The sequence below is a fragment of the Pandoraea cepalis genome (assembly GCF_902459665.1).
Classification (GTDB): Bacteria; Pseudomonadota; Gammaproteobacteria; order Burkholderiales; family Burkholderiaceae; genus Pandoraea; species Pandoraea cepalis.
Window position 1 is genome coordinate 292171 of sequence record NZ_CABPSL010000002.1, and the last position, 25805, is coordinate 317975.

Consider the following 25805-nt stretch of genomic DNA (forward strand, 5'->3'; position numbering starts at 1 on the left):
AAGCCCGGCGGGCCGTCATTTTGAGATGCCTTCAGGCGGGTGCGCGGAAGGCGCGTACCCGGTGCGGTGTCATCTGCGAGCCAAAAATGCCGCCGACGCCATTTTTGCGGGCCGCGTCAGCCGCGTAGGCTGTGCCGCTGTCCGATAGCATGCCATAAGTTCGGGGCTTGCCGACACCCATGCCCCAACGATTGGGCGAGCGCTGGGGCGCCGTTGTCTACTTTCGGACGGTGGCTTGCGCGAGCTGCGCGACACCGCGTTCAGAACCGACAATGGGCGCACGCCGCCTCGGGCATCGTGAACTTTGCCGCGACACCTTGTCGAGGCCGTGGCGACCGGTCACGTATCTCCCTACTGAGGATCTCACGATGATGAACGGCATCCAGGCATTCCACTATTCGCCGGGGTTGGGCAACGTTGCGGCAGCAGCCCCCATTACGCTGACGCCAGGAGCAGGGCTCGCCAACGCCGCCGGCATTCCGCTGGTGCGCATCGCCAACGCTCGCGCCGACAGCCTGACGCACCCTTGGACCGCGAGCGCGGTGCGTGCCGTGCCAGTGTCCCGCGGCATGGACAAGGCCTTCGGCGGCGATTTCCTGGGCGCATCGGCGGAAGTCGAGGCGTCGGGCGAAGTCGCTGCCGGCCGGTTTATACCCGAGGGGGGCGGCATTGACAGCGGCGAACTGGCCGCACTTGCGCTCGACGTTCCCACGAATGGTGCAACGCGTGGCGCGCAACCGGTCCTGAGCGCTTCCGCCGTGCAAACGCTTCATGTGTGCGCCAGTGCACAGGACACCGGCACACGAGGCGTATCGCCGGACGGTCGCAATCATCCTGTGGTCATGCCCGACGGGCGCAGCGAGCGGGCACAGATCTGCCGGGAGATTGTGAGCGGCTCGCTGCTCGGCACGGGCGGTCGCAACGGAACGGTGGCGTTCGATACCCGTCGCGACAACGTGGCGACGATCGTCGCGGATACCGCGCGCCGATGGACGGGCAAGCCGGCGCTGGCAGGGAGAAAGGAGTGGTCGAAGGCGTGCGAGGAACTGGAGTCGCCCGCCACGTTCATCGGGAAAGTGAACGATCGGCTGCACCAGGGATCGCGGGTCCTGCCGTCGCGCGAGAGCACCGAATGGATGCTTCGCGTGGGGTTCGCCGACGGCTTGCCGATGCATCAGGCCATGGTGCGCGCCGATCTGCCGCCGTCCGTCGGACTGGGCACGGACGAGTGGGTCAAACTCGCCCTCGGGGTCGAGCAACTGGGCGAGCGTCACTGGGCGCTTCGTCACACGGAGGTGATGAACGCGGCGGCGCTGCCCGCGACGAACACGAAGGCCTTCACGGCACTGGCGACGACGCTGTCGTCGCGGCCACCGCATATCGCGACGCAGCGCCTGCGCAATCAACTGGCGATGCGCGGTGTGCCGACGGTTCCGGCCAGCACCACGATCGACCCGTCTGCGCACGGCTAAGCGCGCTCGCCGCCTGATGGCCAGGCGTCATCCATGAAAAAACGCGCCCGGTTTGACCCGGGCGCGTTAGCGGCCATCGTTGACGACGGGCAACCGTGCGGCGGCGCGAGGCGAAATCCTTGCCGCCGCGTGCGTATCGTCAGGTACGACGATAGATTTCGGCGCCGTTCTTGACGAACTCCACGGCCTTGACTTCCATGCCTTGCTTGAGGGCCGCTTCGTCGGAAATGCCTTGCTTCGCGGCGTAATCGCGCACGTCCTGCGTGATCTTCATCGAGCAGAAGTGCGGTCCGCACATCGAGCAGAAGTGGGCAACCTTGGCGGAGTCCTTCGGCAGCGTTTCGTCGTGGAATTCGCGCGCCTTGTCCGGATCGAGACCCAGATTGAACTGGTCTTCCCAACGGAACTCGAAACGCGCCTTCGACAATGCATTGTCGCGAATCTGCGCGCCGGGGTGGCCCTTGGCGAGATCGGCGGCGTGCGCGGCGAGCTTGTACGTGATGATGCCTTCCTTCACGTCGTCCTTGTTCGGCAAGCCGAGGTGTTCCTTCGGCGTGACGTAGCACAGCATGGCGGTGCCGTACCAGCCGATGGTCGCCGCCCCGATGCCCGACGTAATGTGGTCGTAGCCGGGGGCGATGTCCGTCGTCAGCGGTCCGAGCGTGTAGAACGGGGCTTCGTCGCAATACTCGAGCTGGAGATCCATGTTCTCCTTGATGAGCTGCATCGGCACGTGGCCCGGGCCTTCGATCATCACCTGGACATCGTGCTTCCACGCGATCTGTGTCAACTCGCCCAGCGTCTTCAGCTCGGAGAGTTGTGCTTCGTCGTTGGCGTCGTAGATCGAGCCCGGACGCAGGCCGTCGCCCAGCGAGAACGCGACGTCATAGGCCTTCATGATTTCGCAGATCTCTTCGAAGTGCGTGTACAGGAAGCTTTCCTTATGGTGCGCGAGGCACCACTTGGCCATGATCGAGCCGCCGCGGCTCACGATGCCAGTCATGCGGTTGGCGGTCATCGGTACGTACGCGAGGCGCACGCCGGCGTGAATCGTGAAGTAGTCGACGCCTTGCTCGGCCTGCTCGATGAGCGTGTCGCGGAACATTTCCCACGTCAGGTCTTCGGCCTTGCCATTCACCTTCTCGAGCGCCTGATAGATCGGCACCGTGCCGATGGGTACCGGGCTGTTGCGCAGGATCCATTCACGCGTCTCGTGGATGTGCTTGCCGGTCGACAGATCCATCACCGTGTCGCCGCCCCAGCGGATCGCCCACGTCATCTTGTCCACTTCCTCGCCGATCGACGAGGTCACGGCCGAGTTGCCGATGTTCGCGTTGATCTTCACGAGGAAGTTGCGGCCGATGATCATCGGCTCCGATTCCGGGTGGTTGATGTTGTTCGGGATGATGGCGCGACCGCGTGCGATTTCGCTGCGCACGAATTCCGGCGTGATTTCGGCGGGGAGGCTCGCGCCGAAATGCTGACCCGGATGCTGGCGCGAGAGCAGCTTGGCCAGACGCTCGCCCTGCGGGCCGGCGTTGCGCACGCTCTCGATGTATTCCTGACGGCGCAGGTTTTCGCGAATGGCGATGTATTCCATCTCGGGCGTGATGATGCCCTGACGCGCGTAGTGCATCTGCGTCACGTTCTTGCCGGCCTTGGCGCGGCGCGGCGTGCGATGCAGGCCCGGGAAACGCAGCTCGGCGGTGGCGTCGTCGGCGGCGCGCTCGCGGCCGTAGGCGGACGTCATGCCCGGCAGCGCTTCGGTGTCGCCGCGCTCCTCGATCCATGCCGCGCGCAGGGCGGGCAGGCCCGAGCGGATGTCGATTTGGGCGTCCGGATCGGTGTACGGACCGGAGGTGTCGTATACGAAGATCGGCGGATTCTTTTCACCGCCAAAGCTTGTCGGCGTGTCGGCTTGCGAGATTTCGCGCATCGGGACACGGAGGTCGGGGCGCGAGCCTTCGACGTAGATCTTGCGGGAATTCGGCAGCGGTGCGATCGCGGCTTCGTCCACGCGCGCATTGGCTGAGAGGAACTTCGGATTGGCGTTCATGCAATGTCTCCTGGCGGGGCACGTGTTGACGCCGACAATTTCGGCGAAAAGCGGCTCAGGAGCATGAACGGGGGCGAGGAATTTCTACGCTCCCTGCGCTGGCATTATCCAGATCAGGTTCTAAGGGTATTTCTCACCCACAACTCACGTTGCAGGACCCCTGCGCTAGCTTTGCGGCAACAATACACTGACATGCCCGGCAAACACAAGCACGATACGTCCCGAAAAACGTGAACGGCCAATGCTGCGATGCGGCATAACACATGCGGGCGGACGCAAACGCTGGTTGGGCGGCGGCGTCAGGCGAGGGCGAGGGCGCTGACGTCGCCGAGCGTGCGCGCCAGTCGTTGTGCGATGTCACCGGCCGGCGCCTTGGGCACCGCATTCCCAAATGTGCGGCTTGGCTCACTTTGGCCTGACAATTTTCGCCGGTCTTGGCCCTTCCGGGGGCGACAAGGGGTGCGTATCGTCGAAGGCGTGGAGGCATGGCAAGCGTGACAACGGCATGCCACCGGTGGGTGAAGCCTATTCTGAACGGAATTGAACGGAACGGAGAATCGATTCATGCTACGACTGAACTACATCAAGGCCGCGCCGCGCCCCTACGAACAAATGAGCGTGCTGAGCCAGTATTTCCATGACTGCGGCCTGCCGGGCGGCCTGGTCGAGCTGGTTTGGCTGCGAGCTTCGCAACTCAACGGCTGCGCGTTCTGCATCGACATGCACGTGGTCGACGCCCTGAAAACGGGCATCGAACCGCGCCGTCTGCATTTGCTCGACGCCTGGCGTGAAACCGAGCTGTACTCGCCGGCCGAGCGTGCGGCGCTGGCATGGACGGAAGCCGTCACCAACGTCCAGGACGGGCATGTGCCGGACCCCCTGTTCGCCGAGCTGCGTGCGCATTACGACGACAAGCAGATCGCCGATCTGACGTTCGCCGTCGCCACCATCAATGCGTGGAACCGTATGGCGATCGCGTTTCGCGCGCCGCTGCCCAAGACGCCGCACGGCGTGCGGTGAGGGCGGGCCCGGCGCCACGTACGTCCTGACGCCATCGCTACTGCGCCAGGCGCACTTCGCGCTGAAACTCGCGCGGCATCAGCCGTAACGCGTCGCGGAAGAACCGCCGGTCGGGCGGGGGCAGGAGTGGCAGCACGCGGCCCAGCGACTGGGCGGCATGCACCGCCTGCGGCGAGTCGCCGTCCTGGTGCAGCGCGAACCACAACATCTCGAACCACAAGTTGGCGAGCTGCAACGGCTCGAAGCAGACGCGCCCCTCTTCATGATCGGCGAGCGTCGTCGCCAGGACATCGGTCCAGCGCTGGAAACCCTTCGCCCGCGAGAAGGGCGCGCCGAATGGCTGCACGGCGTCGAGAAAGGCGTCGACAGTCAACGGCGTGCTCGCGCGCAGCGTCGCCAGATCGGGATCGCGCCGCGCCGGCACGGCACCGCGCGCAATGCGTAACAGGAAGACTGTGTTCCAGACGGAATTGCCACCGACACCGAACCGGTCGCAGATCCACTCCGAGAGGCCGATCCAGCGCAGCGCCTGCCGCTGAACGTCCGTGGCGGCGAGCCGTCGGCCGGGATCGATGAGCGCGCCTTGCCAAAACAGCCACAACGACAGCCCGATGTTGGCCGCGACATGCTGCGCGAGTTCAATGGAGTCGGCTTCGAACGCGGCTTGCAGGGCGTCGGAAAAGGCGGCCAGCGCGTTCGCCGCCGACTGCTCCCGCGCGGGCATCGGGCCGCCGCGCGCGGCGTGCGACTTGTGCAGCAACGCCTGCAGGTTGCGGCTCTCGAAGCGAATGCGCGGGTTGTAGACGAGGCAGGGGGCGAGCGAGGCATCGTCGGCGATGCGTTGCAGGTGGGCGAACGCGCCGGCCTCGTCGCGTGACCCGTAGGCTTGCCAAGCTTGCACGATCCAGTGCATGGCGCGCAACGTGGGCGAGCCCGGCGGGTTCGCGCCAAAGGTCGCGGCGAGCGTTGCCAGCGTTCGATTCGTGCGTGCCGCGTCGCCCATGCGACGCCAGGCGATCGTCTCGGCAAGCAGGGCGATGCCGCGTTGCACGTCGTCAACGGCACACACCTGCGCTGCATGAAACGATGGAATCGCGCCGGTGCGCGGCTGGCGGCGTACCTCGCTCTGCGATGGCGCTTGGGGCGGCGCGAAGAACACGCCATCCTGCATATCGCGCTTGCCCAGCGTCAGGTGATGCCAGAACGCAATGTCCTGCATGACGTAATCGAGCGCCGGCGATGGGGTATCCGACGCCGCATCCTGTGCAAGCCCGAGAAACGAGGCGATCGCGCGACGCGGGTCGGCGGGCGTCGAGTCCCCGATCGTCACGGCGATACGCGACATCTCATCGCGGGCGAGCCAGAATGGCCCTTTGCCCCGTCCGCGCGTCGGCAGCAGACGCGCATCGGCGAGTACATCGTCGCCCCAGCCCACGGCAACGCCCCAACGTGCAAAGTCGGAGAACGCGCGGCTGACCAGCATACGCAGATCGCCCGCCGCGCCGGCTTGACTGAACCGGATCTTCAACGAGGCAAGCGAGACCGACGACATCTCGTAATGCGCCGCATAGTAGACCCGCATTAACAACCAGAGGCTCTGATATCGCACCGGTTGGCCGTCGATATGCTGGGGGGCGTCGAGGCGGACGACGAGCGTAGGTGCGCCCGTGGCGCAGGCCGACGTGACGGGCGTTGTGCTGCGCGAGGGAGGGGTGTCGGACATGGCGTCGAGGCGAGTCGAGTGGCGTCGGGCCACGGACGACGGCCGCACACGCGACGGAATCTACGAATGGGGTGCACCGATGATACGGCGGTTACGACGGTTACGGTAGCGTTGCTTTGTGCCTGCCGAAACGCAGACTATGCTGCAAACGCTCCCGGAAGCGGGCGCCTGGCCGGCGCCACCGAAGTTCTTCCTACCACCCAGATGGCACGCATTGAAATCAGGACAACGAAATGAAAATGAAGATCTCTCGCTGGCGACGCGGTGTTGTTGCCCTACCGGCGGCTGCGGCTGCGGCTGCCGCACTCGTCTCGGCGACTTTGTTCACCCCGCCGGCACAGGCAGAGGAAACCAAGGCATCGGCGCAGGCGGCACCGGTGCGCATTATCGAGCGTGCCGACTGGGGCGAACGTTTCGCGGCGGAAGGCGTGAAGGGCACGATCATCGTGCTCGACGGTGACACGCGAACGTATCAGGCGTTCGATACCGCGCGTGCCGAGCGACGGGTGTCGCCCGCATCAACTTACAAGGTCTTCAACAGTCTGCTCGCGCTGGAGTCGGGCGCGCTCGAGAACGAGCGCGAGATCATTCCCTGGGATGGCAAGCCGCGTCAGGTGAAGACCTGGAATGCCGCGATGGATCTGCGCAGTGCGTTCCGGGTGTCGTGTCTGCCGTGCTATCAGGTCGTCTCACACAAGATCGCGCGTGAATACGCGCAGGCAAAGCTGGACGAAACCGGCTACGGCAATCGCACCATCGGCCGCGCCGCCGACGCCTACTGGGTCGACGACAGCCTGCGGATCTCGGCCCGCGAACAGGTCGACTTCTTGCAACGGCTCGCACGCGGCACACTGCCGTTTTCGGCGCACACGCAGGACGTCGTGCGTCAGATCTCGATTGTCGAAGCCACGCCGGACTATGTGCTGCACGCCAAGACGGGCTGGTTCGACGAGAAGACGCCCAATATCGGCTGGTGGGTCGGCTGGATCGAGCGCGAAGGCAATATCACGAGCGTGGCGCTGCACATCGATATGGCGGGGGCCGCGGATGCGCCGAAGCGCGCGCGCATCGTGCGGGCCGTGTTGCAGGATCTGAAGCTGATCTGAGGACGGCGGGCGCCGTGGTAAGCCTCGCGCGGTGCGTACGCCAACCGGCGGCGCGCCGCGCGACGAAAGCGGGCTACAGCGCGCGTCCGTGCTTAAGTGCGGACGCGATTTCCGCCACGTGACGGCCTTGGGTCCTCGCGATCTTCAACTCGTTCTCGCTGGGTTTGCGAGACCCATCGGCCGCGGCGAGCGTGGTCGCCCCGTAAGGCGTGCCGCCGGTGATTTCGCCCATGTTGGTGAGGCCAGGCTCGGTGTAGGGCACGCCGACGATGACCATGCCGTGGTGGAGCAGCGTGGTGTGAAAGCTCGTGATCGTCGTTTCCTGTCCGCCATGCTGCGTGCCTGTGCTGGCGAACACGCTGCCGACCTTGCCGACGAGCGCGCCCTTGGCCCATAGGCCACCGGTCTGATCCAGGAAGTTGCGCATCTGTGCGGTCATGTTGCCGAAGCGGGTCGGGGTGCCGAACAGGATCGCGTCGTAGTCGGCCAGTTGGTCGACGCGGGCGACGGGCACGTTCGCGAAGGCGGCGCGTGCCGCTTTCGCGCCGCTCTTTTCGAGCACTTCGTCGGGTACCAGCTCAGGGACTTGCATGACGGTGACATCGGTGCCGGCGACGCTGCGTGCGCCGTCGGCGACAGCTTCGGCCATCGTGTGGATATGCCCGAACATGCTGTAGAACACCACCAGGATCTTGGCGTTGGCCATGTGAATCTCCTTAGGGGTCGAGAGAGGCCGGCGTCACGGGCAATTCGCCGCGCGAGGCGAGCCGTTCCATGATAGTCGACGCTCGGGACGAAACACTGAATTCGTTGGGGCCAGCCGCGCTTAACGCAGGCGTGCGCCGATGAGGCAACCGAGCGCGAGCGCCGCGATGAGCACGGTCACGCTCGCCGATACCCCGCCCGCCAGCGCGAGCCCAGTGGCCGCCATGCCATGCGCCATGACTGCGGCCGGCACGAGCAACATGGCGCTCACGACACACCAACGCATCACATATCGCCACATGAAGCGACTGATGACATGCATGCGCGCGTCGAGTTGATGCCGTTGCCAGAATGACAGATCGGCCGCCGCGTGGAAGAGCCACAGCGGACTGAAGTATTTGATGAACAAGTCCATGACGCCATACCGGAAACATAATGCCCGCAGGGCGCGGGCATGTCGTCGAGGCACGATGGCGGGGCAAACGCCGGATGGCACAGTCATGCGCTTTGTGGGAGTCGACGCTCGATAATTGTAGCAGGCACTCACTCACTTTGTGGCACCGGCGTGCGGTGGGATAAGAGAAAATTTCCCCGAAGTTCGCGTAATTCTGCTCGAAATCTCGGCATCATGTCGCATCTCCCATCATGTCAGGGTCAAGCTGGGCTGTCGTGTGCCTCCCCACGTTTTCCCGGCGGGGCAGTCAGCGCGTGCGACGTCTTGGCCGTGATTTCCTGGATCAACGCCCAGACCGACTGGGCGGCGGGCGAGAGCGTGCGGTTCTTGCGGCGCACGAGCATGATGGTGCGGTCGAGTTGCGGCACGAGCGGCAGGGCGACAAGGCGGTCCCCATGCGCCGGTAGTCCCGGCATCGCGGGAAGTGCCAGGGCCGGCATGATGCTGATGCCGATGCCCGCTTCGATCATTCGGAAGACCGTGATCGCATGCCCGACTTCCTGCGCCACCTGGCAATAGGCGCCATGTTCGGCCAACGCCCGGTCGATCAGCGGCCGGCTACCCGACGCGTAGTCGAGCAGTACGAGCTTTTCGCCATTGAGTTCCTCCCACGTCACCTGTGTCTGTGTCGCAAAACGATGTGAGCGGTCGCACACGACGAGAAACGGTTCCACCATGATGGGCTCGCCGACCAGATCCTCGGTTCCTTCCGACGCGACGATGACGCCGAAATCCACTTCACCGTGTCGCACGCTGTCGCTCGCGAGCGTCTGCACCTGATCGCGCAGCAAGAGCGTGATGTCCGGGTAGCGGGCCGCACAGGCGGAGATGCATTCGGGCATCAGATTCGCGGAAATCGTGGGCGCGCTGGCGACACGTACCCGGCCTCGCCGCTCTTCGGCCAAACCATGGGTGTCGCGCAGGGCACTCTCCAGCTCGTCGAGCACCCGGGCGAGCGTTGCCGAGAGGCTAGCGCCCACTTCGGTCAGGGTGACCTCCCGCGTGGTCCGGTCCACCAACTTGAGTCCGAGTTCTTGCTCCAATTCACGGATACATCGGCTGACGGCAGGCTGGGTCAGGCCGATGTCCTCGCCGGCACGGCTGAAACTCCCGTGGTTGGCCACTGCGAGGAACACTTTGAGCTGGCGCAGCGAAATATTCATGCGTGTTTGGTATGAATAATTTTTTTAAATGAATTTGTATTTTAACTGCCCTTGCGCTCTAATACGTAAAAACCCGTATCGCGAGCGCACACTTCCGGTCATCCTCGATCGTTTGTCGATCGACTGACCGACGATCGCTGGCGGCCGCCGCGCCGTCGCGTCCTGTGTGCTGGCGGACGGGCTTTGTCTTTTCCGACGGATTCGAGATCGACGATGGCCAGACCGCGTTACCTTCCCGACAATTTCACGCTGATGCTTGTGGCGACTGTCGCGCTTGCCAGCTTCCTGCCAGCACACGGCGAAGGGCGAGTCGCTTTCAACCTGCTCACCAACGTGGCGATTGCCGCCCTGTTCTTCCTGCACGGCGCCAAGCTCTCGCGCGAGGCGGTGCTCGCCGGTGCGACGCACTGGCGTCTGCACCTGCTGGTGTTCGCCAGCACGTTCGCCGTCTTCCCGATCGTCGGCCTGGCGCTCAAGCCGATGCTCTCGTGGATGGTGACGCCGGATCTGTATCTGGGCATCCTCTTTCTGTGTACGCTGCCGGCAACGGTGCAGTCCGCCATCGCATTCACCTCGATCGCCCGGGGCAATGTACCGGCGGCGGTGTGCAGCGCGTCGGCGTCGAGCCTGTTCGGTATATTCATCACGCCAGTGCTCGTCGGCCTGGTGGTCATCCATCACAACGGTGCGAACGGCGCGTCGCCGTTCGCCTCCATCGGCAACATCATGTTGCAACTGCTCGCGCCATTCATCGCGGGGCAAGTGTCACGCAAGGCCATCGGCAAGTGGGTCGAGCGCAATCGCGGATTGCTCAAGATCGTCGATCAGGGCTCGATTCTGCTGGTGGTCTACACGGCGTTCAGCGAAGCGGTGAACACGGGCTTGTGGCACCAGGTTTCGCCGCTGGCGTTGCTTGGCCTGCTGGGTTGCTGCGCGGTGATTCTGGCGATCATGCTCGCCTTCACCACCTATTCCGCCCGCTGGCTCGGGTTCTCCCGCGAGGACGAGATCACTATTGTCTTCTGCGGATCGAAGAAGAGCCTTGCGAGCGGTATTCCGATGGCAAAGGTGCTGTTCGCGACCGGGCCGCTCGGTGCCATCGTGTTGCCGCTGATGCTGTTTCACCAGATGCAGCTGATGGTGTGCGCCGTACTCGCGCAGCGCTACGCCAATCGCCAGCGCGCGGCCCAGGCGGGCAGGACGATCAAGGCAGGCGCGGCGAAGCCGGCCTTGCGTGACGGCAAGTCCGACAATAGCGCCAACGCCGGCGCGGGCCGCTGAGCGCGGAATCCGGGCAGAACACAGCCCGTCAACGGCGACTGTCACACGTTGGTCGTGCGCAAGTGCTAGAATTGCGCTTGTTTTGCTTCTTCATGACCTCCCTGGTCCGGCGGCGCCCGACGCATCTGTCCCTCGACAGGCCCCTCTCGCGCCAGCCCCGAGCATGGCGCGCAGCGCCCCTTGAATCTTCGCGAGTGAGCTTTGATGCGGAATCCTTCCGCGTGGCGGCCCCCGTTTTTTAAAAGAGATGTCCCTCCACCATGGCTGATGTAAATGCTGTTCCGACCCCCGGCTTCGATAGCTTTGGGCTGCATGCGGACATCTTGCGGGCCATCGCCGAGCAGGGCTACACCCAGCCGACGCCGATCCAGGCGCAGGCCATCCCGGTGGTGCTGTCCGGACGTGACGTCATGGGCGCCGCGCAAACGGGAACGGGCAAGACCGCCAGCTTTTCGCTGCCGATCATCCAGCGCTTGCTGCCCGAAGCCAACACGAGTGCATCGCCTGCCCGTCACCCGGTGCGTGCGCTGATTCTTACGCCGACGCGCGAACTTGCCGATCAGGTTGCCGAGAACGTGCGCGCGTACGCGGGGCACACGCCGTTGCGCAATACGGTGGTGTTCGGCGGCGTCGACATGAATCCGCAGAAGGATGCGTTGCGACGCGGCGTTGAGATCCTGATCGCCACGCCAGGTCGCTTGCTCGATCACGTCGAACAAAAGACGGTGAATCTGAGCCAGGTGAAGATGCTCGTGCTCGACGAGGCCGACCGCATGCTGGACATGGGCTTCCTGCCCGACCTTCAGCGCATTCTGAATTTGCTGCCGAAGCAGCGCCAGACGCTACTGTTTTCGGCCACGTTCTCGAACGAGATCAAAAAACTCGCGTCGAGCTATCTCACGAATCCGCTCACGATCGAAGTCGCCCGCCGCAATGCCACGGCCGACAATGTCGAGCAGGTTGTCTATCAAGTGGATGAAGACGACAAGCGCGCCGCCGTGGTGCAGATTCTGAAGGAGCGCGATCTCAAGCAGGTCATCGTGTTCGTCAACAGCAAGGTCGGTGCGAGCCGACTGGCGCGCCAGTTGGAGCGCGAGGGCATCGTAACGGCCGCGATTCACGGCGACAAGTCGCAGAACGAGCGTATGCAAGCGCTCGAAGCGTTCAAGCAAGGCGGTATTCAGGCGCTTGTGGCCACCGACGTTGCAGCGCGCGGGCTGGACATCTCGGATCTGCCGGGCGTGATCAACTACGATTTGCCGTACAACCCGGAAGACTATGTGCACCGTATCGGTCGCACGGGCCGCGCGGGTGCGTCGGGTGAGGCAATCTCGCTGTGCGCCCCCGACGAACGCAAGCAAATCGTGGAAATCGAAAAGCTGATCAAGCACGAACTCAAGCGTGGAGAGTTGGTGCTGGAGCGTCGTAGCCGGTCGCGCGACGACCGCAGCGAGCGCGTTGTTGACCGCGGCGATCGCGGTGACCGTAGTGAGCGCGGTGAGCGTAGTGACCGTAGCGAGCGCCACAGTCGCCACGACGGCCTGCGGGCCAGCCGTAGCGGCGGCAGTGCCGCACCGCGCCGTGTTCGTCCGGAAGACGAGTTCTTCTACAAGCCGTACGAGCCGTCGCCGTCGGCGAGTGAGCCGCAGCATGATGCTCGTTCGTCGCAGGAGTCCGCTGTGCCGACGTCGTTTGGTGGGTTGCCTGACAAGGCGCCGAAGCGTCAGGTGGCGGCGTTGCTTGCCGGCTTCCCGCGCAAGGCGAGCCACTGAGCCGATGATGGATGGCGGCGCGCATTGACGATGCGTGTTGAAGTTGAAAAGCCAGCGTAGTTGCGCTGGCTTTTTTCATGTTGGGGAACGGTAACGAAGGCGGGTGCGGGATTCATTGCCCGTGCTGAACCCGCCAAGCCTGTGTCGCTGCGGCGTAGAAGTCTTCACGATGGGACACGTGGGCGAGCGTCGCCGGTAATCCCAGATGTGCCGCGGCGTCCTTGAGCGCGCAGAGCGTCGCGTCTGCCGTGTCGAGGACAAGCGGGGCCGCGCCATTCTGTTTGCTCAGCTTTTCGCCGTCGTCGGCCATGACCAACGGTACGTGCAGATAGCGCGGCGTGGGGGCATCGAGACACGCCTGCAGATAGATCTGGCGCGCCGTCGAATCCAGCAAATCCGCGCCGCGCACGATATCGGTCATGCCTTGTGTCTGATCGTCGACGACCACGGCCAACTGATAGGCCCATTGGCCGTCGGCACGTTTGAGCACGAAGTCGCCGACCTCGGTCGCCAGATCCTGCGTCTGCGGGCCCATCCAGCGATCCTCGAAACGGATGCGAGCGGCCCCGCCGTCCGGGACTCGCAAGCGCCAGGCGCGCGGCGTTTTGCCGTGAAGGCCGTGGCGGCACGTGCCCGGATACGCGAGCGTGCTGTGGCGCGCGTGCACGCGAGTGAGCGAATCGGCGATTTCGCGTCGCGTGCAGCCGCAGGGGTAAACGAGTCCGCGCGCGATGAGCGAGGCGAGCGCCTGTTCATACTGCGCGTGTCGCTGACTTTGCCAGACGACCGGCTCGTCCGAATGCAGGCCCAGACGCGTCAGCGTCGCGAGAATGGCGTCGGCCGCCCCCGGCTCACACCGCGGTTCGTCAAGATCTTCCATACGGACGATCCAGACGCCGTCATGCGCGCGGGCATCGAGCCAACTGGCCAGGGCGGTGACGAGCGAGCCACGGTGCAGCGGCCCGGTTGGGGAGGGCGCGAAGCGGCCCCGGTAACGCGTACCCCGGTAGCACGCATCAGGGCTGGCGGGCGGCGCGGCGTCGTGCGGGCAAGCGTGAGCCACCGGCGCGCTCAGGCAGACGGGGCAGATGGCGCTGACGGGGCGGCAGCGATGGCCTTCTCAAGCGTGTTGGCCGCCGTGCGGCTACCCACACACGCAGGACAATGCTCGCCTTCGACGTAAGCCGGGCTGCGCTGATCCTCGGCGGTGACCACGGCGCGACAGGCGAAGCACTGCTGGGTCGTCGACGGCGTGAGGTCGGGCGTGAGCGCCGTGCGGTAATCGAACACGAAGCAGTCGCCTTGATAGTGCGCGCCGCCAACGTCCTCGAAGTATTTGAGAATGCCGCCGTCGAGCTGATAGGTATGCTCGAGGCCGATGTCGCGCATGTAGATCGCGGCCTTTTCGCACCGAATGCCACCGGTGCAGAACGACACGATGGTCTTGCCTTCGAAGTCATCGCGGTGAGCGGCAACGACGTCGGGGAATTCCGAGAATTTGGTCAGACGATAGTCGACGGCGTTGTCGAACGTACCGACATCGACTTCGAAGTCGTTGCGCGTGTCGAGCATTACCACCGGGCGGCCTTCATCGTCCTGGCCGGCGTCGAGCCAGCGCTTGAGCGTGACCGGATCGATGCCGGGCGCCCGGCCGTCCGCCGGCTTGATGACCGGCATTTTCATCGTGATGATCTCTTTCTTCGGGCGCACCAGCATCCGGCGGAACGGCTGCGCCTCGGAGAGGCTTTCCTTGACGGCCAGATCGGCGAACCGGGCGTCGGCGCGCAGTTCGGCGAGGAAGGCGTCGACGGCTTCGCGCGAGCCGGCCAGAAACAGGTTGATGCCCTCCGGCGCGAGCAGGATGGTGCCCTTCAGGTCGAGCGCCTGGCAGCGTGCCTGCAGGGCGGGACGGAGGGTCGCGATGTCGTCGAGCGTGACGAACTTGTACGCAGCGATGTTGACGATAGACATGGCAACGGGATTTCGCAAAAGCGTGAAGCAATAAAGCGCCATTATCGCCGATTCGGCGCGAACGCACTTTGATTTCACCCCGGATTTCGCCGAATCGGACAGCATCCCGGTCACGGCGGGGAGGAATTCCGAGCGCGCGCCCGGTCTCATCCGAAAAGCGCGCCAAAGTGGGACGTTTCGTGACGCGGGGCGCTGTATCCGGGGGCGGCGCGTTACAATACGGCCCATGTCAGAACCTCGCTTCGTCCACCTCCGTCTCCATTCCGAATACTCGATCGCCGATGGCATCGTGCGGCTCGACGACGTCGTCAAGGCCGCCGCCAAGGATGGTCAGGGCGCGCTCGCGCTGACCGACCTCGCGAACATGTTCGGCGCCATCCGTTTTTACAAGGAAGCCCGCGGCAAGGGCGTCAAGCCGATCATTGGCTGCGATGCCTGGATCACGAATCCGGCCGACCGCGACAAGCCGTCGCGGCTGTTGCTGCTCGCACGCGACAGAGAGGGCTATCTGAACCTGTGCCAGTTGCTCTCCAAGGCGTGGCTCGGCAACCAGTGGCGCGGGCGGGCGGAGATCGAATCGCCATGGCTCCAGGCCGACGGTCTGGCGCGCGGTCTGCTGGCACTCTCCGGGGCCCAGATGGGCGATGTCGGTGCGGCGCTGGCGGCCGGCAACCCCGAGCAGGCGCTGCAATGCGCGCAGCACTGGGCGAGCGTTTTCCCCGGTGCGTTTTATATCGAGTTGCAGCGCACCGGCCAGGCGGGCATGGAGATGTACGTGCAGCAGGCGGTGCAGCTGGCGGCGAAAGCGGGCCTGCCGGTCGTTGCCACGCATCCGATTCAGTTCATGACGTCGGACGACTTCACCGCGCACGAGGCGCGCGTGTGTATTTCCGAAGGCGAGATGCTGGGCAACGCGCGCCGTGTGCGGCGGTTCACGCAGGATCAGAGTTTCCGCACGCAGGACGACATGATCGCCGCGTTTGAAGACGTGCCCTCTGCCGTGGCGAATACCGTCGAGATTGCCAAGCGCTGCAACGTGACACTCGAGCTCGGCAAGCCGAAGCTGCCGCTGTTCCCCACGCCGGACGGCATGTCACTCGACGACTATCTCGTACATCTGTCCAAGGAAGGGCTGGAGACGCGTCTCGCCCAACTGTTCCCCGACGAGGCCGAGCGCGACGCGCGGCGTCCCGAGTATTACAAGCGGCTCGACTTCGAGACCGGCACGATCATCAAGATGGGCTTCCCCGGCTACTTCCTGATCGTGGCGGACTTTATCCAGTGGGCGAAGAACAATGGTGTCCCGGTAGGGCCGGGGCGCGGGTCGGGGGCGGGTTCGCTCGTGGCTTATGCGCTTGGCATCACCGACCTCGACCCGCTCAAGTACAACCTGCTGTTCGAGCGCTTCCTGAATCCGGAACGCGTTTCGATGCCCGACTTCGACATCGACTTCTGTCAGGACGGGCGCGATCGCGTCATTCAGTATGTGAAGGACAAATACGGCGCCGACGCCGTCTCGCAGATCGCAACGTTCGGTTCGATGGCCGCGAAGGCGGCGGTGCGCGACGTTGGCCGCGTGCTCGATCTGGGCTACAACTTCGTCGACGGTATCTCCAAGCTGATTCCGTTCAAGCCGGGCAAGCACGTCACCATCGACGACGCGCTCAAAGAAGAGCCGCAACTTGCCGAGCGCTTCCAGACCGAGGACGAAGTCAAGCAGTTGATCGAGCTGGCGCAGCGCGTTGAAGGCCTCACGCGTAACGTCGGCATGCACGCGGGCGGCGTGTTGATCGCACCGGGCAAGCTGACGGATTTCTGTCCCCTGTACACGCAGGGCAGCGGCGAAGATGCCAGCGGCGTGGTGAGCCAGTACGACAAGGACGACGTGGAAGCCGTCGGCTTGGTGAAGTTCGACTTTTTGGGTCTGACCACGCTGACGATCCTGAATTGGGCCGAGCGCTACATCAAGCGGCTGCATCCGGAGATGGCGGACTGGTCGCTCGACCAGGTTTCGCTCACAGATCCGGCCGCCTTCAGCATCCTCAAGAAAGCCAACACGGTGGCGGTGTTCCAGCTGGAAAGCCGCGGCATGCAGGGCATGTTGAAGGACGCCCAGCCGGACCGGTTCGAGGACATTATCGCGCTGGTGGCGTTGTATCGTCCGGGCCCGATGGACCTGATCCCGAGCTTCTGCGCCCGTAAGCACGGCCGCGAGAAGGTAGAGTACCCGGACCCGCGCGTCGAGCCGGTGCTCCAGGAGACCTACGGCATCATGGTCTACCAGGAGCAGGTGATGCAGATGGCGCAGATCATCGGCGGCTACTCGCTCGGTGGCGCCGATTTGTTGCGTCGCGCGATGGGCAAGAAGAAGGCTGAGGAGATGGCCCAGCACCGCGAGATTTTCGCGCAGGGTGCGGCGACGAACGGCCTCACACGCGAAAAGTCGGACGAGATCTTCGACTTGATGGAGAAATTCGCGGGCTATGGTTTCAACAAGTCGCACGCCGCGGCGTACGCGCTGCTGGCCTATTACACCGCGTGGCTGAAAGCACACCATCCCGCCGAATTCATGGCCGCCAATATGAGCTTGGCCATGGACGACACGGACAAGGTCAAGATTCTCTACGAAGACTGCCTGACCAGCGCCAATGGCTTGGGCGTGCTGCCGCCGGATGTGAACGTCTCCGCCTATCGATTCGAGCCGGCCGACGCGAAGACGGTGCGTTACGGCCTGGGCGCGATCAAGGGGAGCGGTCAGTCGGCCATCGAAGAAATTCTGCGGGCGCGCGAAGGGAAACCGTTCACCGATCTGTTTGACTTCTGCGCCCGCATCGATCGTCGTGTGGTGAACCGTCGCACGATCGAAGCGCTCATTCGTGCCGGTGCCTTCGACAGCATTCATGCCAATCGTGCGCAGTTGATGGCGTCGGTGCCGTTGGCGATGGAAGCCGCCGAGCAGGCGAGTGCGGCGGCCAACCAGGTCAGCCTGTTCGATCTTGGTGACGAAAGCCTGCAGGCGCCGCTCGAGCTGGCCGACGAGCCAGCCTGGACCGACAAGCGCAAGTTGCAGGAAGAGAAGCAGGCGCTCGGCTTCTACCTGTCGGGCCACATGTTCGATTCCTACGCGGAGGAAGTGCGGCGCTTCGTCCGGACCCGCATTCGAGATCTGACAGAGGGCCGCGACAGGCTGGTCGCCGGCGTGATTGCCAGCATGCGCACGATGATGACTCAGCGCGGCAAGATGCTGATCGTACAGCTCGACGACGGCACGGCAACGCTCGAAGTCACGATCTTCAACGAGCAGTTCGAGGCGAACAAGCACCTCTTCAAGGAAGACGAACTGCTCATCGTGCAGGGCAACGCACGCCCGGACAGCTTTACCGGTGGCCTGCGCTTCACCGTGGAGAGCTTGATGGATCTCGGCCGTGCGCGGGCGCGTTTCGCGCGTGCGCTCAAGTTGTCGTTCAACGGCAATGCCGATTGGACGCGCCTGCGCGCCACGCTGCAACCGCACTGTACGATGTACCGTGTCGCGGCAACGGCAGGCGCGGGCGGCGGTTCCCGTGGCGGCGGCGGCGGCTTCAACGGCGGCGGAGGCGGAGGCGGCGGTGGCGGTGGCGGTGGCCGGAGCGGTGCCTTCGGACGTCGCAATGACGACGACAACGACAAGCAGAACGGCTTGCCGGTGCACATTGTGTATCGCCGTCCTGATGCCGAATGCGAGTCGCGACTGGGTGACGACTGGAAGGTCCAGCCGGGCGACGAATTGCTCGGCGAGCTTCGCCAGTGGCTCACAACCGATTCGGTGCAAATCATCTATTGAGGCAGGCGGTGCCGCGCGGCGTTGCATGACGCCGCGCGGTGCCGTCCGTCTTTCGATACAACAAGGAAATCCGGATGTTCTCCATCATCGTTCCGACGTGGAACAATCTCGCCTTGCTGCAACTTTGCGTGCGCAGCATTCGCGAGAATTCGAGCCATCCGCATCAGATCATCGTCCACATCAACGACGGCTCCGACGGCTCGCTTGACTGGGTGCGGGCCGAGGGGATCGAACATACGGCGTCGCCGGCCAACATCGGTATCTGCTACGCCGTGAATCAGGCGGCGGCGCTCGCACGGGAAAAGTACATCGTCTACCTGAACGACGACATGTATTGCTGCCCGGGCTGGGATCGTGCGCTGATCGAGCGTGCCGAAGCCATGCCCGACAAGGCCTTCATGCTCTCGGGCACCATGATCGAGCCGGTCGACACCGGCAATCCCTGCGTGCTCGTGCAGGACTTCGGCCGCGACGTCGATACGTTCGATGAGGCGGGGCTGCTCGCTGCCGTGCCGACCTACCGCAAGCCGGACTGGTTCGGCGCCACCTGGCCACCGACGCTCGTGCACCGCGATTGGTGGTTTCTCGTCGGCGGCTACAGCACCGAGCTTAGCCCTGGCATGAGCAGCGACAATGACTTCTCGATGAAGATGTGGGCAGCGGGCGCACGCCGTTTCGTTGGCGTTGGCGCGAGCCTTGTGTACCACTTTCAGTGCAAGAGTACGGGTAAGGTGGTGAAGAACGACGGTCGCACGCAGTTTCTGCGCAAGTGGGGCATGACACAGTCCATTTTCGACCGCTACTACCTGCGCCGTGGCAAGCCGGTGCCGGCAGGTAACGACGGACGGCTGCCCGAGCCGGTCGATGACGGCAAGCTGCGCTGGGAATTGTTCCGCTCGCGTGTGAAGCGGGCGCTCGCCAAGTAATTGGGCCGAGGGTGCGTCAGGCGTCTGCGCGCCGCAGCAGCGCGTACTTCAGAAACGCGCTGCGGGCATTCATCCGCGCAATCGCGGCGCCGGTGGCGCCGTCGAGAAATCCTCTGCGCAGCAAATACGTGCGCACGAACGCCCATCCGCCATTGATCCAAGGTTTCAGCGGCGAGACGCGTTTGCCGCGCAACGCCATCTCCGTCGCCCCCGCGCGCGCATACCGCTGAACCTTGTCTTCGACCTGACGAACCTCGGTATAGCTGTAATGCAGCAGGTGATGCGCAAGGGTGCCGATCTCGCCGTCGACGATCACCCGCTCGTGCACGAGATTGTCGGAGAAGCGTCCGGCCTCGCGCCGAAACAGTCGCAACACGTAGTCCGGGTACCAGCCGCAATGCCGCACCCAGTGTCCGAGGAACTGCGACAGGCGAGGCATGCGGAAGCCCGCGCAGCCGCCGCGGTCACCGCTGGCAATCGCCGCCGCAATCTCGGCCGCCAATTCTGGCGTGACGCGTTCATCGGCGTCGAGCGACAGCACCCAGGGCTGTGTCGCAAGCGACAGCGCGCGATTCTTCTGTGGACCGAAGCCAGGCCAGTCGGCGGTGACGTGCACCTCGGCGCCTGCGGCGCGAGCGATGTCCGTCGTGCCGTCCGTGCTCGCGTTATCGAGCACGACGATCTGCGACGCCAACGACTGCACCGACGCGATGCAATCGGCAATGTTGTGACGCTCGTTGCGCGTGAGAATCGTTACCGTGAGCGGCAGACGTGGCGAACATTCGAGCGAGGTGGCAGGCGATGAAGCTTCAATCATGACAACTCACGAAATGGCGGCGTCCGATTGCCGGACCCGCGCGGTGATCAAGCGTTGGCAACGTCGTTGAGCAACTCGACAAGCGCTTCACCGTAGCGTTCGATCTTGGCTTCGCCGAGTCCGGTGATATCGGCCAACCCCTCGCGATGGCGGGGGCGACGCTGGGCGAGTTCGCGCAGTGTCCGGTCGTGCAGGATAACGTAGGCGGGCACCTGCTGCGTCTTGGCGATCTCCTGCCGCCAGGCCCGCAGCTTTTCGAACAGTTGCTGATCGGCAGTATCCAGCTCGATCGCCTGCGACGACGCATACCCGGCAAAACGGCTCTTCTTTCCGACGGAGGCCCGCTGGCGCCGCAACGACAGTGTCGTTTCCCCCTTGAGCACCGGGCGTGCCGCCGCGTTGAGCGTCAGCGCGCCGTATTGGCTGCTGTCGGGCTCGATGATGCCATGCGCGATCAACTGCCGGAACACCGCGCGCCAGCCTTGATCGTCGAGTTCACCGCCAACGCCGAACGTCGGCAGGGCTTCGTGCCCGAACTGACGAATCTTGTCGGTGCTGCGCCCGCGCAGCAGATCGACCAGATGCCCGGCGCCAAAGCGCTGGCCCGTACGCAGTATGGCCGAGAGGGCCTTCTGGGCGGCGATGGTCCCGTCGAAGACTTCGGGCGGACTCAGGCAGACATCGCAGTTGCCGCACGGCGTGCTCGATTCGCCAAAATACGACAGCAGCACGGTGCGGCGGCAGCGCGGCGCTTCGCAATAGCCGAGCAGGGCATCGAGTTTCTGGCGTTCGATGCGCTTTTGCTGGTCGGGAGCGTTCGACTCGTCGATGCGGCTGCGATGCACCACGACGTCGTTCAGCCCATACGTCATCCAGGCTTCGGCGGGTTCGCCGTCGCGCCCCGCGCGCCCCGTCTCCTGATAGTAGGCTTCGAGGCTCTTGGGCAAATCCAGGTGGGCGACGAAACGCACGTCGGGCTTGTCGATGCCCATGCCGAAGGCAACAGTGGCCGACATCACCAGCCCTTCCTCGCGCAGGAAGCGCTGTTGGTGCGTGCGGCGCACGTCCGCGTCCAGCCCGGCGTGATAGGGCAGGGCCGGAATGCCCTGCGTCTCGAGCCAGGCGGCGGTTTCTTCCACCTTCTTGCGCGACAGGCAATAGACGATGCCCGCTTCGCCCCGATGCCGCCCCAGAAACGCGAGCAACTGCTTGCGGGGATTGTCGCGATCGACGATCTCGTAGCGAATGTTCGGCCGGTCGAAGCTCGAGACGAACAACCGCGCCTCGGTCAGGCCAAGCCGCGTCTGGATGTCCTCGCGCGTCGCGGCGTCCGCCGTGGCGGTCAGCGCGATGCGCGGTACGCGCGGATAACGTTCGTGAAGTGCCGAGAGCTGAATGTATTCGGGACGGAAGTCATGCCCCCATTGCGAGACGCAATGCGCCTCGTCGATGGCGAACAGCGCCAGTTGCCCGCGCGCGTCGAGTCGGTCGAGCAGGTCGAGAAAACGATCGGTCAGCAAGCGCTCGGGCGCCACGTAGAGCAGATCGAGTTCGCCGCGGGCGGCGCGGCGCTCGGTATCGAGCGCTTCGTCGAAGCCGAGACTGGAGTTCAGATAGGCCGCGCGCACCCCGGCTTGCAGCAGCGCATCGACTTGGTCCTGCATGAGCGCGATGAGCGGCGAGACGACGATGCCGATGCCGGGGCGCAGCAACGCGGGGATCTGATAACACAGGGACTTGCCGCCGCCGGTCGGCATCAGCACAAGCGCGTCTCCCCCGTCGGCCACGTGGTCGACGATAGCGGCCTGATCGCCACGGAATGCGTTATAGCCGAATACGGTACGGAGGACTTCGAGTGCGCTTGCCATGGGCGGGAGTATACCGGTTCCCCCCCGGCTGCGGCGCGCATCGGCCCCGAGCGCGGCCATTGTGATGAATTTTGCGGTGATGTCCGAGTCAGGCTCGGACGTGTCCCGGCAAGACCGGCCGGTACGATAGAATAGCGGTTTTTCCGCCGTCCCCCACCTACATGAGCGCACCGCACAAGCCCGTCGGACCGATTCTTCGGCGTCTGCTGGGCTATCTTCAGCCGTATTGGCACATGGGCCTGCTGGCCGTTCTCGCCATGGCGCTCGTGGCCGCGACCGAAGCGGCCATTCCGGCCGTCCTCAAGCCGGTGCTCGACAAGGGGTTCTCGGGCCAGGATCCATGGAATCTGTGGTACGTACCCGCCGCCGTGATCGGGCTGGCCGTGATCCGGGGGGTGGCGCAATATTCGGCCAACTACATGCTCTCGTGGGTGTCCAACCGCGTGCTGCTCGACCTGCGCGTGCGCATGTTCGACCGCCTGCTGCATGCGCCGGCCGTCTTCTATCAACGCGAGACGACGAGCACGCTCATCAATGCGCTTGTCTACGAAGTCAATCAGGTGCTCGGCGTACTGACCACGGTGCTCATCACGCTCGTGCGCGATTCGCTCACTGTCGTCGGCCTGCTGGGCTACCTGTTCTATCTGAACTGGCGCCTTACGCTCGTCGTGGCCGTGATTCTGCCGTTCATCGGCTGGCTCGTCGGCAAGATCAACCGGCGCCTGCGTCGTTTGAACCGCGAGCAGCAAACGCTGACCAATGCACTGTCGTACGTGGTCGAAGAAGCCGTGGGCGGCTACAAGGTGGTGAAGATCCACAACGGCGAAGCGTACGAAAAGTCGCGCTTCGACAAGATGACGAGCACGCTGCGCGGTTATGCCATGCGCGTGACCGTCTCAGGCGGTCTGGCGCAGCCGGTGACGCAGGCCCTCGCCTCGCTGGCACTGGCCATCGTCATTACGGTGGCGATGATCGAGTCGTCGTCGGGCGAGATGACCGTGGGCGGCTTCACGGCCTTTGTCACGGCACTGTTGCTCGTCGTCTCTCCGCTCAAGCATCTGATGGATGTCAATCAGCCGCTGCAGCGCGGCGTGACGGCCGCGGAGCTGATTTTCGAAGTCATGGATGTCGAAGTCGAGCCGACCGGCGGCGAGCGCACGCTCGAGCGCGCCAAGGGGCGCGTGACGTTCGATCAGGTGAGCTTCCACTATGGTGCCAGCGAGCGTCCGACGCTCGATCGGATCTCGCTCGAGGTGGCGCCCGGTGAGATGGTGGCGCTGGTGGGGCCCTCCGGCAGCGGCAAGACCACGCTGGTCAATCTGGTGCCGCGCTTCTACGATCCGACCGGTGGCCGGATTCTGCTCGACGACATTGCGCTGACGGACCTGCGCCTGGCCGATCTGCGTCGTCAAATTGCGTTCGTGAGCCAGGACGTCGTGCTGTTCAACGACACCATCGCCGCAAACGTGGCCTACGGCCAGGAGATCGACGCCGAGCGCGTGCAGGCGGCGCTGCGGGCGGCCAATCTGGCCGATGCGGTCGCGGCCATGCCCGAAGGCGTCGAAACGCTCGTGGGCGACAACGGCATGCGCCTGTCGGGCGGTCAGCGTCAACGTCTGGCCATCGCACGCGCGATCTACAAGGATGCTCCTATCCTGATCCTGGACGAAGCAACGTCCGCGCTGGATTCGGAGTCCGAGCGTCACGTGCAGGCCGCGCTGGAAGTCCTGATGGAAGGGCGCACCACGCTGGTGATCGCGCACCGCCTCTCGACCATTGAGCGCGCCGACCGGATCGTCGTGCTCGAACATGGCCGCATCGTGGAGCAGGGCTCGCACCAGGCGCTGGTGGCGCATAATGGCCTCTACGCGCATCTGCACCGCATTCAGTACGCACAGCAGCAGGACGCCTGACGTCGCCGTCGCGTCGCGAACGTCAGCGCTTATCCGCCCGACCTGGAGAAGATCACGATGAGTCAGCCGCCGATCAGCCGTTTCCCTGTGCCCGACCTTGCCACGTTGCCGGCCGATATTCGGGCACGTATCGACGACGTGCAGGAAAAGGCCGGCTTCATCCCGAACGTGTTCCTCACGCTGGCGCATCGCCCCGCCGAATTCCGCGCTTTTTTTGCGTATCACGATGCGCTGATGGCCAAAGAAGGCAATCTGAGCAAAGGCGAACGCGAGATGATCGTGGTCGCCACGAGCGCGGTGAATCAGTGTCTGTATTGTGTCGTTGCACACGGTGCGCTGGTGCGCATTTATGAAAAGCAGCCGCTGCTCGCCGATCAGGTGGCCGTCAACTATCTGAAGGCGGACCTGAGCGCGCGTCAGCGGGCGATTCTCGACTATGCGATGAAGGTGTGCGAGCGCTCCCACGAAGTCGGCGACGACGATTACGCGGCGCTGCGCCAACACGGTCTCGACGACGAGGACATCTGGGACATCGCCGCGATCACGGCGTTTTTCGGCATGTCCAACCGCATTGCCAACGCCATCTCGATGCGGCCGAATGACGAATTCTTTTTGATGGGACGCGTGCCGCGCGCCCGATAACCCGACTTCTCTTTACCTTTCGATACTTATGATCTTCGTGACTGGCGGCGCCGGTTTCATCGGTGCAAATTTCGTTCTCGATTGGCTTGCGCAGCACGACGAGCCGGTCGTCACCATCGACAAATTGACGTATGCCGGCAATCTGGCAAATCTGGCGAGCCTGGAACGCGATCCCCGTCACCGTTTCGAACAAGTCGATATTTGTGATCGCGCAGCGCTCGACCGCTTGTACGCTGAGCATCGTCCGCGCGCGGTGCTGCACTTCGCGGCGGAAAGTCATGTCGACCGTTCGATCCATGGCCCGGGCGACTTCGTGCAGACGAACATCGTCGGCACGTTCACGATGCTCGAAGCCGCGCGCGCCTATTGGGGAGCGCTCGGCGGAGAGGCGCGCGATGCCTTCCGCTTCCTGCACGTCTCGACGGACGAAGTCTATGGCTCGCTGAGCCCGAGCGATCCGGCCTTCACCGAGACCACGCCGTACGCGCCCAACAGCCCGTACTCAGCGTCGAAGGCCGGTTCCGACCATCTGGTGCGCGCCTACCACCACACCTACGGCCTGCCGGTGCTCACGACCAACTGCTCGAACAACTACGGCCCGTACCAATTCCCCGAAAAGCTTATCCCGCTGGTGATCGCCAATGCGCTGGCCGGCAAGCCGTTGCCGATCTATGGCGACGGCAGCAACGTGCGCGACTGGCTGTATGTCGGGGACCATTGCTCCGCCATTCGCGAGGTGCTCGCCAGAGGTGTCACGGGCGAGGTTTACAACGTGGGCGGCTGGAACGAGCAGAACAACCTGTCGGTCGTGAAGCACCTGTGTGCACTGCTCGATGAACTGTCGCCGCGCACCGACGGAAAGTCGTACGGTGATCAGATCACGTTCGTCACCGACCGCCCAGGCCACGATCGGCGCTATGCGATCGACGCGCGCAAGCTTGAGCGCGAACTGGGCTGGCGCCCAGCCGAGACGTTCGAGACCGGTATGCGCAAAACAGTGCAGTGGTACCTCGCCAACGGGGAGTGGGTGCGCCAAGTGCAGTCGGGCGAATACCAGCGCTGGATCGAAACACACTACCAAAAGAACGGCTGA

The 25805-nt window shown here is 64.3% G+C and carries 19 protein-coding genes and 1 riboswitch; of the genes, 10 read left to right on the plus strand and 9 right to left on the minus strand.

Going from position 1 to position 25805, the window contains the following annotated elements; all coding sequences use genetic code 11:
• Nucleotides 1-368 precede the first annotated feature (368 nt).
• Nucleotides 369-1472 (plus strand): hypothetical protein, encoded by a 1104-nt coding sequence (locus PCE31106_RS05735; RefSeq protein WP_150562664.1) that lies wholly within the window; start codon nucleotides 369-371, stop codon nucleotides 1470-1472.
• A 139-nt stretch (nucleotides 1473-1611) separates the two neighbouring features.
• On the opposite strand, the gene thiC is transcribed toward PCE31106_RS05735, so the two are convergent.
• Nucleotides 1612-3528 (minus strand): phosphomethylpyrimidine synthase ThiC, encoded by a 1917-nt coding sequence (gene thiC / locus PCE31106_RS05740; RefSeq protein ID WP_017232837.1) that lies wholly within the window; start codon nucleotides 3526-3528, stop codon nucleotides 1612-1614.
• A 73-nt stretch (nucleotides 3529-3601) separates the two neighbouring features.
• A riboswitch (TPP riboswitch) is annotated at nucleotides 3602-3700 on the minus strand.
• A gap of 392 nt (nucleotides 3701-4092) precedes the next feature.
• Between thiC and PCE31106_RS05745 the strand changes: the two genes are divergently transcribed.
• Nucleotides 4093-4548: a carboxymuconolactone decarboxylase family protein gene (locus tag PCE31106_RS05745; RefSeq protein WP_017232838.1), complete on the plus strand. Its 456-nt coding sequence runs from the start codon at nucleotides 4093-4095 to the stop codon at nucleotides 4546-4548.
• A gap of 37 nt (nucleotides 4549-4585) precedes the next feature.
• Here the strand turns inward: PCE31106_RS05745 and PCE31106_RS05750 are convergent, their stop codons facing one another.
• Complete coding sequence (locus PCE31106_RS05750; protein ID WP_150562665.1) at nucleotides 4586-6271, minus strand: hypothetical protein; 1686 nt, start codon at nucleotides 6269-6271, stop codon at nucleotides 4586-4588.
• A 233-nt stretch (nucleotides 6272-6504) separates the two neighbouring features.
• Here PCE31106_RS05750 and blaOXA point away from each other — a divergent pair, with 233 nt between their 5' ends.
• On the plus strand, nucleotides 6505-7377 hold the full coding sequence (gene blaOXA / locus PCE31106_RS05755; protein WP_150562666.1) for a class D beta-lactamase: 873 nt from the start codon (nucleotides 6505-6507) through the stop codon (nucleotides 7375-7377).
• A 73-nt stretch (nucleotides 7378-7450) separates the two neighbouring features.
• Here the strand turns inward: blaOXA and wrbA are convergent, their stop codons facing one another.
• The 3 genes from wrbA to PCE31106_RS05770 form a co-directional block, all read right to left on the minus strand.
• The gene (wrbA, locus tag PCE31106_RS05760; RefSeq protein ID WP_017232841.1) at nucleotides 7451-8083 is read right to left on the minus strand and encodes an NAD(P)H:quinone oxidoreductase; all 633 of its coding nucleotides are present in this window, start codon (nucleotides 8081-8083) and stop codon (nucleotides 7451-7453) included.
• Between the two features lie 120 nt (nucleotides 8084-8203).
• Nucleotides 8204-8497: a hypothetical protein gene (locus PCE31106_RS05765; protein WP_017232842.1), complete on the minus strand. Its 294-nt coding sequence runs from the start codon at nucleotides 8495-8497 to the stop codon at nucleotides 8204-8206.
• Between the two features lie 239 nt (nucleotides 8498-8736).
• Nucleotides 8737-9699 (minus strand): LysR family transcriptional regulator, encoded by a 963-nt coding sequence (locus PCE31106_RS05770; protein WP_150562667.1) that lies wholly within the window; start codon nucleotides 9697-9699, stop codon nucleotides 8737-8739.
• A 213-nt stretch (nucleotides 9700-9912) separates the two neighbouring features.
• Between PCE31106_RS05770 and PCE31106_RS05775 the strand changes: the two genes are divergently transcribed.
• The gene (locus PCE31106_RS05775; RefSeq protein ID WP_150562668.1) at nucleotides 9913-10980 is read left to right on the plus strand and encodes a bile acid:sodium symporter family protein; all 1068 of its coding nucleotides are present in this window, start codon (nucleotides 9913-9915) and stop codon (nucleotides 10978-10980) included.
• Between the two features lie 260 nt (nucleotides 10981-11240).
• Nucleotides 11241-12752, plus strand: a complete 1512-nt coding sequence (locus PCE31106_RS05780; RefSeq protein WP_017232845.1) for a DEAD/DEAH box helicase — start codon at nucleotides 11241-11243, stop codon at nucleotides 12750-12752.
• A gap of 112 nt (nucleotides 12753-12864) precedes the next feature.
• Here the strand turns inward: PCE31106_RS05780 and gluQRS are convergent, their stop codons facing one another.
• Both gluQRS and PCE31106_RS05790 read right to left on the minus strand, forming a co-directional pair.
• Nucleotides 12865-13815 carry a tRNA glutamyl-Q(34) synthetase GluQRS gene (gluQRS, locus tag PCE31106_RS05785; protein ID WP_302476044.1) on the minus strand — a complete coding sequence of 317 codons (951 nt, stop codon included), beginning with the start codon at nucleotides 13813-13815 and terminating at the stop codon, nucleotides 12865-12867.
• 8 nt (nucleotides 13816-13823) lie between these two features.
• The gene (locus PCE31106_RS05790) at nucleotides 13824-14723 is read right to left on the minus strand and encodes a sulfurtransferase (RefSeq protein ID WP_150562669.1); all 900 of its coding nucleotides are present in this window, start codon (nucleotides 14721-14723) and stop codon (nucleotides 13824-13826) included.
• 217 nt (nucleotides 14724-14940) lie between these two features.
• On the opposite strand from PCE31106_RS05790, the gene dnaE reads away from it, so the two are divergent.
• Together dnaE and PCE31106_RS05800 are read left to right on the plus strand one after the other, a co-directional pair.
• Nucleotides 14941-18546, plus strand: a complete 3606-nt coding sequence (gene dnaE, locus PCE31106_RS05795) for a DNA polymerase III subunit alpha (protein ID WP_150562670.1) — start codon at nucleotides 14941-14943, stop codon at nucleotides 18544-18546.
• 74 nt (nucleotides 18547-18620) lie between these two features.
• Nucleotides 18621-19472 carry a glycosyltransferase family 2 protein gene (locus PCE31106_RS05800; RefSeq protein WP_150562671.1) on the plus strand — a complete coding sequence of 284 codons (852 nt, stop codon included), beginning with the start codon at nucleotides 18621-18623 and terminating at the stop codon, nucleotides 19470-19472.
• Nucleotides 19473-19488: 16 nt separating this feature from the next.
• Here the strand turns inward: PCE31106_RS05800 and PCE31106_RS05805 are convergent, their stop codons facing one another.
• Together PCE31106_RS05805 and recQ are read right to left on the minus strand one after the other, a co-directional pair.
• Nucleotides 19489-20289 (minus strand): glycosyltransferase family 2 protein, encoded by an 801-nt coding sequence (locus PCE31106_RS05805; RefSeq protein ID WP_437343794.1) that lies wholly within the window; start codon nucleotides 20287-20289, stop codon nucleotides 19489-19491.
• 47 nt (nucleotides 20290-20336) lie between these two features.
• Nucleotides 20337-22157 carry a DNA helicase RecQ gene (gene recQ / locus PCE31106_RS05810; RefSeq protein ID WP_150562672.1) on the minus strand — a complete coding sequence of 607 codons (1821 nt, stop codon included), beginning with the start codon at nucleotides 22155-22157 and terminating at the stop codon, nucleotides 20337-20339.
• A gap of 161 nt (nucleotides 22158-22318) precedes the next feature.
• On the opposite strand from recQ, the gene msbA reads away from it, so the two are divergent.
• The 3 genes from msbA to rfbB are packed head-to-tail and all read left to right on the plus strand — an operon-like array spanning nucleotide 22319 to nucleotide 25805.
• On the plus strand, nucleotides 22319-24070 hold the full coding sequence (gene msbA / locus PCE31106_RS05815; RefSeq protein WP_017232852.1) for a lipid A export permease/ATP-binding protein MsbA: 1752 nt from the start codon (nucleotides 22319-22321) through the stop codon (nucleotides 24068-24070).
• 57 nt (nucleotides 24071-24127) lie between these two features.
• On the plus strand, nucleotides 24128-24712 hold the full coding sequence (locus PCE31106_RS05820) for a peroxidase-related enzyme (RefSeq protein ID WP_150562673.1): 585 nt from the start codon (nucleotides 24128-24130) through the stop codon (nucleotides 24710-24712).
• A gap of 28 nt (nucleotides 24713-24740) precedes the next feature.
• Nucleotides 24741-25805, plus strand: coding sequence for a dTDP-glucose 4,6-dehydratase (gene rfbB, locus PCE31106_RS05825; protein ID WP_150562674.1), 1065 nt, complete (start codon nucleotides 24741-24743; stop codon nucleotides 25803-25805).